Below are 16,757 nucleotides of genomic sequence, written 5' to 3' on the forward strand. Positions count from 1 at the left end.
CACCGCTTCCGGATGCCGCCGGTGACGGGCTTGCCCGACGAGCGGGAGTCCGCCGCCCGGCAGCGGGTGGAGTCGCTGCGGGACGAGCCGGAGCGACGGGAATCCGAGAGTGATCACACAGCTGTCCGACGCGGGCACTCCTGCCGCAGCCAGGGCGGCAGCCGGAACGCGGCCTCGGCGTACGGTGTCGGATGGATCGCCCGGCTGGTGCCTTCCTGAATCTGGAAGACCAGCGGCGCCTGCGCGAGCGACGGATCGGGATTCTCGTCCGGGTAGGCCGCGTTGGTCTGCCCCGCCGCTCCCAGGAAGTACGCGCCGTTGACCCCGCGGTGCACGATGCTCCGCAGGGCGTCCACCGTCTCACCCGGGCGCCCCGGGCCGGAGGTGGCACTCCAGGCTCGCGCGAGAACCTGTACCTGGTCGTAGCCGGCGCCCGCGAGGCCGTGACCGGGGATGCCGCCGTGCAGGCGCGCGTAGTTCCGGGCGAAGGAGGCTCCCCGGGCATCACCGTACCGGCCGGTGACACTGGCCCAGACGACCCCCTCGGCAGCCTCGCCCGCCGCGCCGAGATAGGCGGGAACGGATGGGGTGTAGACGTTGTAGACGAGGGTCGGCGAAGGGTCCCGTACGAAGGCGCGCTGGAACGCGGCCATCGCGGTCGGTGGATGGTTGCCCAGCATCAGCGCCGCCGGGGAGGTACGCCGCAACTGCTCAAGGACCGTCGACCAGTCGTCGTACGGCGGTCTGGTCTTGATCCGGAACTCCACGCGCCAGCCCGCGGCCTCCATCAGGTCCGCACCCCGGCTCGGCAGGATCTCGCTGTCCGCGACCTCGGGTTCGACCACGCCGATCGTGCGGTGCGCCGGCTGCCACAGGCCCGCCGCGCCCGTCTGGGCGGCGAACCTCAGGAAGCCGTGCATGTAGTTGCTGCGCCGCGGGCCTGCCTGGAACACGTTGCCGAAGACGGATGGCTCGGAGTCCACCCAGGCCGCCTGGAGGTCGCTGCTGCCGACATTCAGGTACGGGACCCCGTACTCGGCGGCACGCTCGTAGCTGGAACGCTCGTCGACGAGAAGGTACGAGCCGACCAGCGCGGACAGGTCGCGTGCGCCCGCCGCACGGAACGCCGCGTCCACCGAGACCGCGTCCTGGTTGTCGAGCGCGAAGGTCGCCAGCTCCACGGGCTGCCCCGACACCCCTCCGCGCGCGTTCAGCTCGGCCACCGCGAGTTCGGCGCCCTTCACGAGCTCCTCCCCGTCGGCGCCGTAGGCACCGAGCAGCGGAGCCATCAGGCCCACGGTCAGCGGCCGGGGAGCGAACAGGCGGGAGTCGCGGCGCGGAGCGCCCGCGAATCTGGGCGGTCCCCCACGGCCGCGTTCCAATGTGTCGAGCATGCCCACGCCCAGGGCGGACAGTTCGGCGCAGCCGCCGGGCACCGGGAGCCGCAGCAGACCGCTGTCCACGGCGAACGCCGCCGCCGCGCTGCGGCTCGGCTGACCCAGTTTGTCCAGGAGCGCCTCCACCTGCTTGCCGACGGTGCGCGGGCTGGTGCCCAGGTAGCGGGCGACGGAGGCGTTGGTGAGACCCCCCGCGAGCAGCGTGAGCACGTCGAGTTCCCGCGCGGTCAGACCGTACGGCGGTTCGCCGGTCCGCACCGCGACGGTGACCGTGACCTCCCGGCCCTCGGCCGTCAGCGGCACCGAGAGGTCAATGTGCGCCCATACACCGTCCTCAGTGATCCACACGAAGGAGACGGCGGACTTGCGGGTGGCCGGCATCAGCTCCGCCCAGCGCCTCACGCGCTGATCCATCACGAGATCACAGCCCAGCACGTCGAGGCGCTCGAAGCGGCCGGACGCGTCGAGCCGGGCCACGCCGGGGCCCAGCCGCCGCTCGTTTCCGGACACGCTGTCGGACGGCCGGGAGCGGTCCCGTGCCATGCGCACCTCCTCCTGCCGGGCGGCTCCGGCTCTTCCTACCGAGGCTGACCAGCACCGACGTACACCCTCGTCCATGGGGAGAACGACGTATTACCGCGCATCGTGGGCCATGGGAACGTCACATTTCAAGGCCGGAAATGATTTCGGGTTGTCACATTGAGTCATAGAAAGGAGGTCTCATGCGTATTGGTGTCGAATGCGGTGGCACCTTCACCGACCTGGTCGTCCTCGACGACGACGGCAGGCTGCGGGCGACCTCGAAGGTTTTCTCCACCCCGCAGGACCCGTCGCGCGCGGTGATCGAGGCGATCGACGAGCTGCCGGCCGAACTGCGTGAGGGCGCGCTGCTGCTGCACGGCAGCACGGTGGCGACCAACGCCCTTCTTGAGCGCCGCGGCCCTCGCCTGGGCCTCCTCGTCACCCGGGGATTCCGTGATCTGCTCACGCTCCAGCGTCAGGACCGTGACCGCATGTACGACCTGCGGTACGTCAAGCCCGCACCGCTGGTGCCGCGCCATCTGGTCCAGGAGATCGACGAGCGGGTTCTGGCGTCGGGCGAGATCGCCCTCGAACTCGACGAGGAGAGCGCACGGCGCGCGGTGAAGGAACTGCTTGCCCAGGACGTCACCGCCATCGCGGTGTGCCTGCTGCACTCCTACGGCAACCCCGCGCACGAACGGCGTCTGGCCGAGTTGACCGCCTCCCTGGCACCCGGGCTCCCGGTGTCCCTGTCCTGCGATGTGGCGCGCGAATTCCGCGAGTACGAGCGCACCAGCACCACCGTGGTCGACGCCTTCGTCCGGCCCGCCGTCGCCGGCTACCTGTCCCGGCTCGCCGACGAGGCCGCTCGGCGCGGCATCACCGGACTACAGGTGATGCAGTCGAACGGCGGCGCCGTGCCGGTGCCCGTGGTGACGGCCCGGCCGGTGACGATGCTGCTCTCCGGACCGGCCGCCGGAGTCAGCGCAGCCGTCGCCGTCGCCGAATCAGCGGGACTCGGGGACGTCGTCACCATGGACATGGGCGGCACCAGCACCGACGTGTCCCTCGTCGTCGACGGCGCCCCGCAGCTCACCCCGGAGGTCACCGTCGACGGGCTGCCGGTGCGCGTGCCGATGATCGACATCACGACCGTCGGCGCCGGCGGCGGCAGCGTCATCGCTGTCGACAGCGGCGGCCTGCTCACCGTCGGCCCGCGGAGCGCCGGGGCAGACCCGGGGCCCGCCTGCTACGGACGTGGCGGTCCGACGCCCACCGTCACCGACGCGAACGCCGTCCTCGGCCTGCTCGGGCCGCACCCGCGGCTTGCCGGACGGTTCCCGCTCGACCTGGACGCCGCCGCAGCCGTCTTCGCGCCGCTCGCCGCCCGGCTCGGCGTCACAGTCGGCGAGGCCGCCTGGTCGGCCTATCAGCTGGCCAACGTCGCCATGGCAGGTGCCATCCGGGTCGCGTCGGTCGAGCGCGGCCGGGACCCGCGCGGGCTGACTCTGCTCGCCTACGGGGGAGCGGGTCCGGTGCACGCAGCGGGCGTCGCCGACGAACTGGGTATGCGGCGCGTCGTGATCGCCCCGCACTCCGGGCTCGCCTCCGCCTACGGCCTGCTGGTGTCCGGATTCCGACGCGAGTTCGCCCGCACGGTCTTCGCCGCCGCCGACACGCTCGAAGACACACGTCTGCGTGAGGTCATGGCCGCCGTCACCGGCGAGGCACACGGCGAACTCGCCGGGCAGGGCGTCGACGCCACCACCGTGCACGACACCTGGACCGTCGACATGCGCTACGCCGGGCAGGGCTTCGAACTGTCGGTGCCGCTGCCCCGGACGGCGGGAGGGGACCTCGTGCGGCAGCTCGTCGCGGCCTTCCACTCCCTGCACGCTCAGCGCTTCGGGCACGCGGATCACACCGCCCCCGTGCAGGTGGTGACCCTCCGGCTGAGCGTCGGCCGGCCCCGTCCCTCGCCGGCGCTCCCCGCCGTCGAGCACCGGCCTGACGATCTCCGCCAGGAGGGCACCGTCCTGGAGTACGGCAGACCCCGTCCCACCGTCACCGTGTCACGGGGCTCCCTGTCCACCGGCACGGAACTGGCCGGACCCGCCGTCATCACCGACGCGTCCTCCACCACCTACGTGCCCAGCGGCTGGGCCGCCACCGTCGACCCGGCCACCAACCTCGTCCTCACCAGGAGCTGACCCATGCCACTCGACACAGCCCGGCTCGGTCTGATCCGGGCCGCGCTCTCCTCCATCACCCGCGAGATGGCCACCGACCTGCGCCGGGCGGCGTTCTCGTCGATCGTCCGGGAGGCCCGCGACTACTCGGTCGCGCTCACCGACGCCCGCGGGGAGGTCATCGACCAGGCCGAATGCATCCCGATCATGACCGCGGGCATATCGTTCGCGATCCGCGGCCTGGCCGACGCCGTCGACCTGTCCACGCTGACCGAGGACGACGCGCTGCTGATGAACGACCCGTTCAACGGTGGCCAGCACCTCCAGGACATCTACCTCTTCACACCCGTCTTCACCGATGGGCGACTCGTGGCGTTCGCCGCGAGCGTCGCCCACCACGTCGACATCGGCGGTGGCAGCCCCGGCCTCAACGCCACCGCGACCGAGATCTACCAGGAAGGTCTTCGCCTGCCGCTCAGCCGATTCTCCGTCTCGCGCGACTGGGGGCGCGGCGGCTTCGTCGAAGAGATGGTGCGGGCCAACGTCCGCGTTCCCGACCTCGTCATCGGCGATCTCAACGCGCAGTTCGCCGCCAACCGGACGGCCGCGACCCGCCTCAAGGAAGCCGCCGTCCGGTTCGGTACCGCCGACTGCCTCACGGCCATGGACGAGCTCAAGGACTACTCGGAGCGACGCACCCGGGCGGCGCTCGGCCGCATCCCCGACGGTGTCTACGAGTCCGTGCAGACCCTCGACGGCGCCCCCTGGGACGCCGGCACGGTCGACATCCGGGTCAGGGTCACCGTGGCGGGCGAGGAAATCCATCTGGACTTCACGGGCAGCGGGGACCAGATCGACGGCAACGTCAACTGCCCCCTGGCCTCGACCGTCTCCTCAGCCATCAGCGCCATTCGCTGCCTGCTCGACGAACCCGACATCCCCTTCAACGAGGGCTGCAACCGGCCCATCACCGTACACGCGCCGTTCGGCAGCATCCTCAACCCGAGGTCTCCCGCCGCCGTACGCAGCCGGCTCACCCCCGCCAGCCGGGTCTTCAACGCGATCATCCAGGCACTCGGGCGACAGGTTCCCCAACGAGCCGCCGCGACCGGTTTCGACACCACGACCGCGTTCACCGTCAGCCATCTCGACCGGGACACCAGCAACTACCAGGTCGTCCTGGAGATCCTCGGCGGCGGCTGGGGCGCCTGCGCCGCACACGACGGTGCCGACGCCCTCGACAACCCCATCTCCAACTGCGCGAACGCGCCCGTCGAGGCTCTGGAGTCCGACTACTCGCACTTCCGGGTCGTCGAGTACGCGCTCCATGAGCACTCCGGTGGCGCCGGCGAGCACCGAGGCGGCCTGGGCATCCGGCGTACCTACGAAGCCGTCGCCGACGGTGTCGACATCGCCGGATACGCGGACCGCCACCGCACCGGTGCACCCGGCCAGGACGGCGCGGGATCCGGACGGCCGGGCTCGTTCACCATCACCCGCGCCGACGGCTCCGTCGAGCAGCTCCCCGTCGTCTTCCACGAAAAACTGGGGGCGGGCGACCGCATCAGCGTGGTCACCGGCGGCGGAGGCGGCCACGGAGAGCCGTCCGACCGTGCCGCACACCGTCTCGAAGCGGACCACCGCGACGGTCTCGCCCCCACCCCCTCCGCTTAGCCAGGAACCCCCTTCGCCTTCGCTGCCCGCCCCGCCGCCCCGCCAGGAGTAAGCCATGAGTCAAGGAACGACCCCGGCCTCCGCCGGATCCGGGCCCGCCCTCTCCACGAGACGGCTCGCCTCGGCCCAGATCATCGGGACCACCATCGAGTGGTACGACTTCTTCATCTACGGCACCGCTTCCGCGCTCGTCTTCAACCGCGTCTTCTTCCCCGGAGTCCCGCCGCTCGTCGGCACGCTGCTCGCCCTCGCCACCTTCGGCGCGGGCTTCCTCGCCCGCCCGCTCGGCGCCGTGGTCTTCGGTCACTTCGGGGACCGGGTGGGGCGCAAGCGCACCCTCGTCGTCACGCTGCTCCTGATGGGCGGCGCCACCGTCGCGGTCGGTCTGCTGCCGTCCTACAACGTCATCGGGGTCGCAGCCCCGCTCCTCCTGCTGCTCCTGCGCATCGTGCAGGGGATGGCCGTCGGCGGAGAGTGGGGCGGCGCGGCGCTCATCGGCATCGAGCACGCCGAGCCCCGCCGCAAGACCCTCTTCGGCGCCTTCGCCCAACTCGGCTCACCGCTCGGCCTGGTCCTCGCCACCCTCGTCTTCATGGCTGTCACCACGGGCTCGGACGCCTGGCTGCACAGCTGGGGCTGGCGCCTGCCCTTCCTCGCCTCCGTCCTGCTCATCCCCATCGGCATGGTGATCCGCACGAAGATCCACGAGTCGCCGGACTTCACCGCTGCCGCCGCGGCACCGAAGCCCGCGCGCCTCCCCGTGATCGAGGTGCTGCGCGAGGACTGGCAACGCGTCCTCATCGGAGTCGGCGCGTTCGCCGGGGTCTTCGTCACCTACTACCTGCTCACCACGTTCACACTCGTCTACGCGACCGGCACGCTCGGGATGAGCACCTCCATCACGCTGCCGGCGAACCTGATCGCCGCGGTCAGCGAGGGCGCCTTCGTTCTCATCGGCGCCCTCCTGGCACCCCGCTTCAGCGCACGCAGGATCGCCGTGGTCGCCGCCATCGGACTCGTGGTCTGGGCGTGGCCGGCCTTCGCCCTGGTGGGCACCCAGAACGCGGCGCTGCTGTATCTGGGCGTAGCCGTCAGCATGGCCTTCGTCGGAGCCGGCTACGGAGTCCTCGCCGCCGAGGTCGTCCTGTTGTTCCGCCCAGAGGTTCGCTACACGGGCGCCTCCCTCAGCTACGGAATCGCCGGTTCCATCGGTGGAATAGCCCCCAGCTTCTCCACCTACCTGCTGGACCGCAGTGGCAGCACGACCCCGGTCGCCGTCCTCACCGGTGTCGTCGCCCTGGGGATGGCCGCAGCCTGCCTGGCGTTGCCCCGCCGCTCCGGGGGCGACGTCCTGTCCGGGACCCCCAGCACCGGCCCGGCCGTCTCCGCCCACTGATCAGCAGCCCCTCACCACACCCTTGACCGCACCCTCCCGGAGTTCTGCCATGTCCACCTCTGTCCCGGCCAACGGCCAGGTGTCCTTCTGGTTCAGCCAGACCGGCTTCCCCGCGCGACGCACTCCACTCGACGGTTCGATCACCGCGGATGTGTGCGTCATCGGCGCCGGATACACCGGGCTCTGGACCGCGTACCACCTCAAGAAGGCCCGGCCCGACTGGGACATCGTCGTTCTGGAGCGGGAGTTCGCGGGTTTCGGCGCCTCCGGCCGCAACGGCGGCTGGCTGTCCGGCAAGATCCCGGGTTCGCCCGCCCGGTTCGCCGAGGAGCGCGGAAAGGAGGCCGTCCTGCGCTTCCAGGCCCTGATGAATCAGGAGGTCGACGTGGTGCTCTCGACGCTGAGCCGCGAGGGAATCTCGGCGGACGCGGTGAAGAGCGGCTATCTGCGCGTCGCCCACGCGCCGGCCCAGCTGGATCGGCTCCGGGCCTCCGTCACACACGACAGGGAATGGGGCAACACCGACGAGGTGTTCCTCTCCGCAACGGAGTTGAAGAAGCGCGTCGAGGTCGCCGGTGGCCTCGGCGCGGCCTTCAACCCGAACTGCGCGCGCATCCAGCCGGCCCGGCTGGCCATCGGCCTCGCCGAGAGCGTCGTCCGTCTGGGAGTGCGCCTGTACGAGTCGACGCCCGTCACAGCGATCGCTCCCCACGAGGCGACCACACCATTCGGTTCGGTGAGCGCCCGTCACGTGCTGCGCTGTACCGAGGGCTTCACCGCTGAACTGCCCGGTGAGAAGCGCACCTGGCTGCCGATGAACTCCTCGATGCTCGTGACCGAGCCGCTGCCCCGGTCCGCCTGGCAGAGCATCGGCTGGGAGGGACAGGAACTGTTCAGCGACCAGACCCATGCCTATCTCTACGGGCAGCGCACCGCCGACGGCCGTATCGCCCTGGGCGGACGGGGTGTGCCCTACCGGTTCGGTTCCCGCGTCGACGGGGACGGCGGCACCAGCGCACGGACGGTGGCCTCGCTGGCCCGGACGCTGGCCACACTGTTCCCGGCGGCGGCCGATGTCCCCGTCGCTCACGCCTGGTCCGGTGTGCTCGCGGTACCCCGTGACTGGTGCCCCACGGTCCATCTGGACCGGGCCACCGGAATCGGCACAGCGGGCGGATACGTGGGCCAGGGTGTGACGGCCTCGCATCTCGCGGCTCGTACTCTCACCGACCTGGTCATCGGAGAGGAGACCGAACGCACCCGGCTGCCGTGGACCGGCCGCACCTCGCGGCGCTGGGAACCGGAGCCGGCCCGCTGGATCGGAGTCCATGGAATGTACGCGGTCTACCGTGCCGCGGACCGCCAGGAGACAGGGGGACGCCGCACCAGCACGTCTCCCCTCGCTCGGGTGGCGGACCTGATCTCGGGGCGCTGACCGGGGCGGTACGGGGTGGGCCCGGCGACCGCCCGGCCCACCCCGTACCGGTGGTCGGTCAGCTCTCGATTTCTGATTTGTCCGCGCCCCAGAGGGTGTGGAAGGTGCCGCCGCGGTCGACGCGGCGGTAGGTGTGTGCGCCGAAGTAGTCGCGCTGGCCCTGGGTGAGGGCGGCGGGGAGGCGTTCGGCGCGCAGGGAGTCGTAGTAGGCGAGGGTGGCGGCGAATGCCGGGGTGGGGACGCCCTGGGTGACGGCGGTGGTGATCACGGTGCGCCAGTCGTCCTGCGCGGCGGCGATCTCCTCGGCGAAGCTCTTGTCGGCGAGGAGGCTGGGCAACTGGGGCTGCACCTCGTAGGCGCTCGTGATCCTGTCGAGGAATGCGGCGCGGATGATGCAGCCGCCGCGCCAGATGGCGGCGACCTTGCCGAGGTCGATGTTCCAGTCGTATTGCTCGCTGCCGGCGGCGATCTGGTGGAAGCCCTGGGTGTAGGCGACGATCTTCGAGGCGTACAGGGCCTGTTCGACCTGGGCGGCGAAGGCTGCCGCCTCGTCCTTGCTCAGGGTGTCTGCCGTGGGGCCGGCCAGGTGGCGCGAGGCCTCGCGGAGCGCGGCGTGGCCGGAGACGGAACGGGCGAAGACGGCCTCGGCGATGGCGGAGACGGGAACGCCCAGGTCGAGGGCGATCTGCACGGTCCAGCGGCCGGTGCCCTTCTGCTCCGCCTGGTCGAGGACCACGTCCACGAAGGGTTTGCCGGTCGCCGCGTCGACGTGGGAGAGCACCTCCGCGGTGATCTCGATGAGGTAGGAGTCGAGCCGTCCGGTGTTCCAGGTGCGGAAGATGTCCGCGATCTCGGCGGGGGAGTAGCCCGCCACGTCGCGCAGCAACTGGTACGCCTCGCCGATCAGCTGCATATCGGCATACTCAATCCCGTTATGTACCATTTTGACGAAGTGCCCGGCACCGTCGGGGCCGATGTGCGTGACGCAGGGAGCCCCGTCCTTGGCCTTCGCGGAGATCTTCTCCAGCATCGGCCCGAGTGAGTCGTACGACGCGTCGCTGCCGCCCGGCATGATGCTCGGCCCGTTCAGCGCTCCCTCCTCGCCGCCGGAGATACCGGCGCCGACGAAGTGGATACCGCGCTCGCGCAGCGCCTTCTCCCGGCGTCGGGTGTCCTCGAAGTGGGCGTTGCCGCCGTCGATGACGACATCCCCCTCGTCGAGCAACGGCAGGAACTCCTGGATCACCGCGTCCGTCGGGTCGCCCGCCTTCACCATGACGACGAGGCGGCGGGGCCGTTCCAGTGCCGCGACGAACTCCTGCGGCGAGTGCGCGGCGACGAAGGACCCCTCGTCGCCGAACTCCTCGACCAGGGCATCGGTCTTCGCGGTCGTGCGGTTGTGCACCGCGACCGTGAAGCCGTTTCGGGCGAAGTTGCGGGCCAGGTTGCGGCCCATCACTGCGAGTCCGGTGACGCCGATCTGCGCGGTGCCGCTCATCTGGGTGCTCCTGCAATCTGTCGGGGGATGCCGGGGTGCTGAGATGCCGCGAGGTCCAGTATGGATACGGGACCGGCGGACAGCCTGTTCAGCGGCGGAGCCGGGCGCCGGCCGGTGCCCTGCCCCGCGCCCCGCTCATCAGGCGTCCTTCCCACTCTTGACACTCCCTGAGCGGCGGCGCAACACTGGCCATGGTTTGGAGAGCGCTCTCCCGATCGAGTTCCGCGCCCGGTCCGGGCTGCTGAACCCGTAGGTCCGCCCGCACCGTCCCATCCCCGCTGTCGGTGTGGTGCGCAAGTCCGCGGGGGTCACGGAAACCCGTGACCCCCGCGGACTCGTGGTGCGCCGGGACCGATTGCGGTGGGGACGGACGCCAGGAGCGACCGCCCGGGGGAACGAGAAACCTCCGGCCGCGGCGGTCGTCCGCCGCGGCCGGAGGAATGCCGGCCGCCGAGGGGCCGGTCGGGGGATTCAGGCGGCCTTGCCCGAGCGGCCCGCCCGCGCCTCGCGGATCAGCTCGGCGTAGCGGCGGCCGCTGCTCTTGACGGTGCGGCGCTGCGTCGCGTAGTCGACGTGGACCAGGCCGAACCGCTTGTCGTAGCCGTACGCCCACTCGAAGTTGTCCAGCAGCGACCAGGCGAAGTACCCGGCGAGCGGCGCGCCCTTGCGGACGGCCCGCGCACAGGCGGCGAGATGCTCCTCCAGGTACCGGGTGCGCTCCGGGTCGTGCACCGAACCGTCGGCCAGGACGACGTCCTGGTACGCCGAGCCGTTCTCGGTGACGTAGACGCGCCGCACGCCGTACTCCTCGCTCAGGCGCAGCAACAGCTGCTCCAGGCCCTCGGCGTGCACCTCCCAGTCCATGTGGGTGTGGCGGGAGCCGGGCAGGTAGACCTGCTTGGCGTGCGGGACGGGACCGGTCGCGTCGGCGGTGACGACCTGGCGGAAGTAGTAGTTCACGCCCAGCCAGTCGAGCGGTGCCGCGATGAGGTCCATGTCGCCCGGCCGCACCGGGAGTTCGACCCCGTAGAGGTCGACCATGTCCTGCGGGTAGCCGCGCCCGAGGATCGGGTCGAGCCACCAGCGGTTGACGTGCCCGTCGCCGCGCACCGCCGCGGCCCGGTCCGCCTCGCGGTCGGTGGCGGCCTCCACCGGGCTGAGGTTGTTGACGATGCCCACCCGGGCGTCCGGGGACGCGGCCCTGATCGCCCGCACGGCCAGGCCGTGCCCGAGGTGCAGGTGGTACGAGGCCCGGACGGCGGCGGTCAGGTCGGTGAGACCCGGCGCCATCGTGCCCTCCAGATGGCCTATCCAGGCCGAGCAGAGCGGCTCGTTGAGGGTCGCCCAGTCCTTCACCCGGTCGCCGAGCCGCTCCACGACGACCGAGGTGTACGCGGCGAAGTGCTCCGCGGTCTCCCGGATCGTCCAGCCGCCGCGGTCCTGGAGCGCCTGCGGGAGGTCCCAGTGGTAGAGCGTGGCGAACGGGGTGATCCCGGCGTCGAGGAGGCCGTCGACCAGCCGGTCGTAGAAGTCGAGCCCGGCCTTGTTGACGGGGCCGTCGCCGCCTGGGACGATCCGCGGCCAGGCGAGCGAGAAGCGGTAGGCGCCCGCCCCCACCTCCTTGATCAGGGCGATGTCCTCGGGGACCCGGTGGTAGTGGTCGCAGGCGACGTCGCCGGTGTCGTTGCCGGCCACCTTGCCCGGGATGTGGGAGAACGTGTCCCAGATCGACGGGGCCCGGCCGTCCTCCGCCACGGCCCCCTCGATCTGGTACGCGGCAGTGGCGACGCCCCAGGCGAAGTCGGCCGGCAGCGCGCTCAGGTCGTTCACGGACTTCCTTTCCGAAGCGGTCACTTGACGGCCCCCGCGGTCAGGCCCGCGACGAGGTACCGCTGAAGCAGCAGGAACCCGGCGACGATCGGGATGCTGACGACGAGCGAGGCGGCCATCACCTGGTTCCAGTACACGTCGTTCTGGGTGGCGTAGCCCTGGAGGCCGACGGCCAGGGTGCGGGTGGTGTCGTTGGTCATCACGGAGGCGAAGAGCACCTCGCCCCAGGCCGTCATGAACGCGTACACGGCGACGGCGACGATGCCCGGTACGGCGGCCGGCACGACGACCCGGAACAGGGCGCCGAGCGGCCCGCAGCCGTCCACCAGGGCGGCCTCGTCCAGATCCTTCGGGATCGAGTCGAAGTAGCCGATGAGCATCCAGATGGAGAACGGCAGCGAGAACGTCAGATACGTGAGGATCAGTCCGCCGCGCGAGCCGTACAGCGCGATGCCGGTGCTGTTCCCGATGTTGACGAAGATCAGGAACAGCGGGAGCAGGAAGAGGATGCCGGGGAACATCTGGGTGGAGAGCACCGTGACGGTGAAGACGCGCTTGCCGCGGAACTTGTAGCGGCTCACGGCGTACGCGGAGAACACCGCGATGATCACCGAGAGGACCGTCGCCGAACCCGCCACGATCAGCGAGTTGGCGAAGTACCGGGCGAGCGGGACGGTCTTCCAGATGTCGAAGTACGGCTGGACGGTCAGCCCGGACGGTATCCAGTGGAACTTCCCCGACACGTCCTGGAGCGGTTTGAGCGAGCTGCTGACCATCACGTAGACGGGGAGCAGGGCGAAGGCGGCCAGGAAGGTCAGGATGACGCGTCGGGTCCAGAGGAAGGACTGCGGCGCGGCCATCGGGGACCGCCTCCGGGCCCGGGACTTCGGCGTCCCCGGCAGCGCGGCCGACTGGGCATGGCTAGGCATCGGCGCCCTTCCTTCCGCGTGAGGTGATGAGCAGGTAGACGGCCGTCACGACCAGCAGGAAGAGCAGCAGGAGTACGGACATGGCGGATCCGGTGCCGAAGTTCCAGGTGACGAACGACGACTGGTAGATGTGGATCGAGATCAGGTCCGCGTTCTCCGGTGCCGCCTTCCCGAAGAGCACGTAAGGGGTGTTGAAGTCGTTGAACGTCCACAGGAACAGGACGAGCACCAGGACCTGGTTGACCGGGCGCAGGGCCGGCAGCGTGATCTTGCGGATCTGCTGCCAGACGCCGGCCCCGTCGATCGCGGAGGCCTCGTACAGCTCGCGCGGGATGTTCTGCAGCCCCGCCATCACGATGAGGAAGGCGAACGGCCAGCCCTTCCAGACCGAGACGACGATCAGGGCGTAGATGCTGTTGTCACCGATCAGCCAGAAGGACGGCTGGTCGGTCAGGCCGAGCTGGTCGTGGAGCACATGGTTGACCAGGCCGTTGTCCCGCTGGAACATGAACGCCCAGGTGATGACGGCCGCGTAGACCGGCAGGGCGTACGGGACGAGGAAGATCGCCCGGAGGAAGCCCCGGCCGCGGAAGTTCTCCTGCAGCATGATCGCCGCCGCGACCCCGAACAGCCAGGCCAGGCCGACGGCGAAGAACGTGAAGACACAGGTGACGAAGAACGAGTGGAGCAGCGCCTCACCGATCGGGGCGTTGACGTCGACGGCGATCCGGTAGTTGTCGAAGCCGCGCCAGGGCGCTCCGCCCCAGTTGTTGATGTAGAACTGCGTGAGCTCGCGGAAGCTCATCACGATTCCGATGATCATCGGAATCACGTGGACGAGGAGTTCGAGCAGGACGGCCGGCAGGAGCAGGAGATAGGGCAGTCCGCCCTGGCGGATCCGGTCGGGGATGCGCGGCAGTCTCCTGCGCGCACCCCCGGTGCCCCGGCTCGTCACCCTGTCCGACTTGTCCGTCCGGCTGTCGGTGGTCACGGTGGCGGTCATGAGGGAGCCTTACTGCTGCATCGTCTGCTGGGCCTTTTCGAGGCGCGCCTTGACGGATTCGGTGGTCACGGGGCGTCCGGCTGCGGCATCGGCCCACAGCTCCTTGACCGCCGTACCCACGGCCGTCTCGAACTGGGACTCGTTCGGCACCTGAGGCAGCGGGGCCGCGCTGGTGGACAGGGTGTCGCGCAGGACCTTCAGATCGGGGGCGGAGAACGCCTCGTCGGCCTGGGCGGTCTTGACCGGCGGAATCGATCCGTAGGTCTTGTTGAGCAGCTTCTGCTCGGCGTCGCTGGTCATGAACTTCACGAATTTCTTGGCGCCGTCGATGTTCTTGGTGTTCTTGAACACCGCCATGTTGATGCCGGCGACCATGGAGTTGGTGCTCTTGCCGGCGCCCGGGGTGCCGGACCCGACGGGGACCGGGGCCGCTCCCCAGTCCTCGGGCTTCATGCCCTGGGAGGCGAAGGTGGAGGCCGCGGCCTGCCAGAGCACCATCGCGGTCTTGCCCTTGGCGAAGTCCGTCAGGGACTGGTTCTGGGCGTACTCCGCGTTGCCCGGAGCGATGATCTTGTCCTTGGCCATGAAGTCGATGTACTGCTTCACCGCCGCCACGGCGCCGTCGGAGGTGAAGGTCGCCTTGCCGTCGGCGTCGAAGAAGTCCGCACCGTGCTGCTGGCCCAGGACGAAGGTCTGGTGGATGTTGTTGGAGAGGTTGGAGCCCTCGGCGCCCAGCCCCCACTTGCCGTCCTTGGAGAGCTTCTTGCCGTCCGCGACCAGCTCGTCCCAGGTGGCCGGCGGCTTGCTGATGCCCGCCTCCGCGAAGCTCTTCTTGTTGTAGTAGAGGGCGTACGCGAGCGAGTACAGCGGCACCGCGGACGGGTCCTTGTCTGCCGCGCCGGCCGAGGCGACCGCCGAGTCGACGAAGCGGTCCCGGCCGCCGATCGCGTCGAAGTTCTCCTTGTTCCAGGGGAGCAGCGCACCCGTCGCCTGAAGCGATGCCGACCAGGTGTTGCCGATGTTCAGCACGTCCGGGCCCTGGCCGGACGTGGTGGCGGCGAGGATCCGGTTGAGCAGGTCGGCCCAGGGCACGACCTCCAGCTTGACCTTGATGCCGGTCTGCTCCTCGAACTTCTTCAGCTCGGGGGTGAGGATCTTCTTGTCGGCCTCGATGCTGGGGCCCTGGTTGGACGCCCAGTAGGTGAGGGTCTTCGGCGAATCGTTGCTGCCGCCCTTGGCGGACGAACCGCCTCCGCAGCCGGTGACGCCGGCGGCGATGGAGATCGCGAGGGTGACGGCTGCTGCGGCTCTGATGGTGCGCATGCTGGATGGCCCCTTTCCGGGGAGGAAGGCCGTGTTCGGGAACCGAACGGTCTTCAGGCCTTAATTTATGACGTGATTTAAGAGGTGAGAGAAGGTCGCGTCAAGTCCCGCGGTCACGGTATGTTGCGGGAAGGGAAGGAGCCACATGGCTGAGCGCAACAGACGGACCGTGCGTGACCTGCGACGGGGCAACCGGGCGAGGGTATTGCAACGGTTGTATTTCGACGGCCCGCTGAGCCGCCAGGAGCTCGGTCCCGCCACGGGGCTGAGTTCAGGTTCCATCAGCAACGTCGTCGCGGAACTCGCCGCCGAGAGCCTCCTGGAGGAGGCCGGTGTCGTCGACTCCGACGGCGGCCGTCCCCGTACGCTGCTGCGCGTCGCGCCCGGGGGCGGGCTCCTCATCGGCATCGACATCGGCGAGACCCGGATCAGGGTGGAGCTCTTCGACCTCGCCCTCACCGAACTCGCCCGCACCGAACGGCTGCTGGCCCAGCACGGCTACGACGTCAGCCGCATCGTCGGCCATGTCCGCAGCGGGGTCGCCGATGTGCTGCGGGACGCCGGGGCCGACCCGCGGCGGCTGCTGGGAATCGGGATCGGCGTTCCGGGGATCATCGAGCGGGACGCTCCGGACGGCGCCATCGGTGACGTGGGCTCCGTCGTCCACGGCCAGACGATCGACTGGAGCGCCGTCCCCTTCGAGCAACTGCTCCGCGACGCCGTCCGGGTCCCGCCCGAGGTGCCGTTCTTCATCGACAACGGCGCCAAGACCCTCGGCCAGGCCGAGATGTGGTTCGGCGGCGGCCGCGGCGCGGGAGCCTCGGCCATCGCGCTCATCGGCTCCGGCGTCGGCGCCTGCGTGAACCACGGCGACCTGCTCGACGAGGACCGCAGCAGCATGGCCCTCGAATGGGGCCACACCACCGTCCAGCTGCGCGGACGCCGCTGCCGGTGCGGCTCGATCGGCTGCCTGGAGGCGTACGCGGGCGCAGAGGCGATGCGTGAGCGATGGCACGAGGCGGGCGGCCCGCTCGCCGCCGACGCCGACGACGAGACGGCTCTCGCCGCGCTGCTCGCCGCCGCCTACCCCGGTCCCGGTAGCGAGCCGGACCCACTGGCCGTCTCACTGCTCGACGAGACGGCCGAATGCCTGGGCGCGGCCCTGGGCGACCTGATCAACCTCTTCCTGCCCGAACGCATTCTGCTCGGGGGATGGGCGGGCCTGCTGATCGGACCGCATCTGCTGCCCGACATCCGCCGCTACGCCCAGGAGTACGCGCTCCGGCACGCCGCGGCCCGCACCACCATCGAGATGGGCCGGCTGGGCCCGGACGCGGTCACGGTCGGCGCCGCGACGCTCCCGCTGGCCGACTTCCTCGCCAGGGGCGGCAGCCGCCCGGCCCCCGAGCCCCGCCCCAGCGCCCCGGCACCGGGGTTCCGGACCGCCGCGGACGCCGTACGGAAGCGGGAGCGCCCACGGACCGCCTCGGACGCGACGGGGTGAGCCGGCCCGGGGGCGGGCCCGGACGGGGAGAGGCGGGCCGCTGCGGGGGCGTACGGG

The 16,757-nt window shown here is 70.5% G+C and carries 11 protein-coding genes; 5 read left to right on the forward strand and 6 right to left on the reverse strand.

Annotation, left to right across the window (positions count from 1 at the left end):
* Positions 1 to 113: 113 nt before the first annotated feature.
* Entirely contained in the window at positions 114 to 1,940 is a 1,827-nt protein-coding gene (locus ACIO3R_RS30630; RefSeq protein WP_385032831.1) for an ABC transporter substrate-binding protein, read from the reverse strand.
* Positions 1,941 to 2,119: 179 nt separating this feature from the next.
* On the opposite strand from ACIO3R_RS30630, the gene ACIO3R_RS30635 reads away from it, so the two are divergent.
* Genes ACIO3R_RS30635 through ACIO3R_RS30650 form a run of 4 tightly spaced genes read left to right on the forward strand, consistent with a single transcriptional unit; the run spans position 2,120 to position 8,613 of the window.
* Positions 2,120 to 4,129 carry a hydantoinase/oxoprolinase family protein gene (locus ACIO3R_RS30635; RefSeq protein ID WP_402110240.1) on the forward strand — a complete coding sequence of 670 codons (2,010 nt, stop codon included), beginning with the start codon at positions 2,120 to 2,122 and terminating at the stop codon, positions 4,127 to 4,129.
* Between the two features lie 3 nt (positions 4,130 to 4,132).
* Positions 4,133 to 5,782 (forward strand): hydantoinase B/oxoprolinase family protein, encoded by a 1,650-nt coding sequence (locus ACIO3R_RS30640; RefSeq protein WP_402110242.1) that lies wholly within the window; start codon positions 4,133 to 4,135, stop codon positions 5,780 to 5,782.
* Positions 5,783 to 5,837: 55 nt separating this feature from the next.
* Positions 5,838 to 7,178 carry an MFS transporter gene (locus tag ACIO3R_RS30645; protein ID WP_402110244.1) on the forward strand — a complete coding sequence of 447 codons (1,341 nt, stop codon included), beginning with the start codon at positions 5,838 to 5,840 and terminating at the stop codon, positions 7,176 to 7,178.
* Between the two features lie 49 nt (positions 7,179 to 7,227).
* Positions 7,228 to 8,613, forward strand: a complete 1,386-nt coding sequence (locus ACIO3R_RS30650) for an NAD(P)/FAD-dependent oxidoreductase (RefSeq protein WP_402110246.1) — start codon at positions 7,228 to 7,230, stop codon at positions 8,611 to 8,613.
* 58 nt (positions 8,614 to 8,671) lie between these two features.
* Here ACIO3R_RS30650 and gndA read toward each other — a convergent pair whose 3' ends face one another.
* The 5 genes from gndA to ACIO3R_RS30675 all read right to left on the reverse strand — a co-directional run bounded on the left by gndA (position 8,672) and on the right by ACIO3R_RS30675 (position 15,196).
* Complete coding sequence (gndA, locus tag ACIO3R_RS30655; protein WP_402110247.1) at positions 8,672 to 10,111, reverse strand: NADP-dependent phosphogluconate dehydrogenase; 1,440 nt, start codon at positions 10,109 to 10,111, stop codon at positions 8,672 to 8,674.
* A 471-nt stretch (positions 10,112 to 10,582) separates the two neighbouring features.
* Positions 10,583 to 11,941 carry a GH1 family beta-glucosidase gene (locus ACIO3R_RS30660; RefSeq protein ID WP_402110248.1) on the reverse strand — a complete coding sequence of 453 codons (1,359 nt, stop codon included), beginning with the start codon at positions 11,939 to 11,941 and terminating at the stop codon, positions 10,583 to 10,585.
* Between the two features lie 20 nt (positions 11,942 to 11,961).
* Positions 11,962 to 12,870, reverse strand: a complete 909-nt coding sequence (locus ACIO3R_RS30665) for a carbohydrate ABC transporter permease (protein ID WP_402110250.1) — start codon at positions 12,868 to 12,870, stop codon at positions 11,962 to 11,964.
* Positions 12,863 to 13,873: a carbohydrate ABC transporter permease gene (locus ACIO3R_RS30670; RefSeq protein WP_402110251.1), complete on the reverse strand. Its 1,011-nt coding sequence runs from the start codon at positions 13,871 to 13,873 to the stop codon at positions 12,863 to 12,865. The genes ACIO3R_RS30665 and ACIO3R_RS30670 overlap by 8 nt, the downstream gene beginning before the upstream one ends.
* A 9-nt stretch (positions 13,874 to 13,882) precedes the next feature.
* Entirely contained in the window at positions 13,883 to 15,196 is a 1,314-nt protein-coding gene (locus ACIO3R_RS30675; RefSeq protein WP_402110252.1) for an ABC transporter substrate-binding protein, read from the reverse strand.
* Positions 15,197 to 15,341: 145 nt separating this feature from the next.
* Here ACIO3R_RS30675 and ACIO3R_RS30680 point away from each other — a divergent pair, with 145 nt between their 5' ends.
* Entirely contained in the window at positions 15,342 to 16,700 is a 1,359-nt protein-coding gene (locus ACIO3R_RS30680; protein ID WP_385038454.1) for an ROK family protein, read from the forward strand.
* The last annotated feature ends 57 nt before the right edge of the window (positions 16,701 to 16,757 follow it).

Source organism: Streptomyces sp. NPDC087428 (assembly GCF_044744085.1).
Taxonomy (GTDB): Bacteria; Actinomycetota; Actinomycetes; order Streptomycetales; family Streptomycetaceae; genus Streptomyces.

Excerpts from the sequence above, each read along its gene's own strand:
- ACIO3R_RS30670 (WP_402110251.1), bottom strand. The coding sequence starts at position 13,873 with ATGACCGCCACCGTGACCACCGACAGCCGGACGGACAAGTCGGACAGG.
- ACIO3R_RS30650 (WP_402110246.1), top strand. The coding sequence starts at position 7,228 with ATGTCCACCTCTGTCCCGGCCAACGGCCAGGTGTCCTTCTGGTTCAGC.
- ACIO3R_RS30640 (WP_402110242.1), top strand. The coding sequence starts at position 4,133 with ATGCCACTCGACACAGCCCGGCTCGGTCTGATCCGGGCCGCGCTCTCC.
- ACIO3R_RS30630 (WP_385032831.1), bottom strand. The coding sequence starts at position 1,940 with ATGGCACGGGACCGCTCCCGGCCGTCCGACAGCGTGTCCGGAAACGAG.
- ACIO3R_RS30680 (WP_385038454.1), top strand. The coding sequence starts at position 15,342 with ATGGCTGAGCGCAACAGACGGACCGTGCGTGACCTGCGACGGGGCAAC.
- ACIO3R_RS30665 (WP_402110250.1), bottom strand. The coding sequence starts at position 12,870 with ATGCCTAGCCATGCCCAGTCGGCCGCGCTGCCGGGGACGCCGAAGTCC.
- gndA (WP_402110247.1), bottom strand. The coding sequence starts at position 10,111 with ATGAGCGGCACCGCGCAGATCGGCGTCACCGGACTCGCAGTGATGGGC.
- ACIO3R_RS30645 (WP_402110244.1), top strand. The coding sequence starts at position 5,838 with ATGAGTCAAGGAACGACCCCGGCCTCCGCCGGATCCGGGCCCGCCCTC.
- ACIO3R_RS30635 (WP_402110240.1), top strand. The coding sequence starts at position 2,120 with ATGCGTATTGGTGTCGAATGCGGTGGCACCTTCACCGACCTGGTCGTC.
- ACIO3R_RS30675 (WP_402110252.1), bottom strand. The coding sequence starts at position 15,196 with ATGCGCACCATCAGAGCCGCAGCAGCCGTCACCCTCGCGATCTCCATC.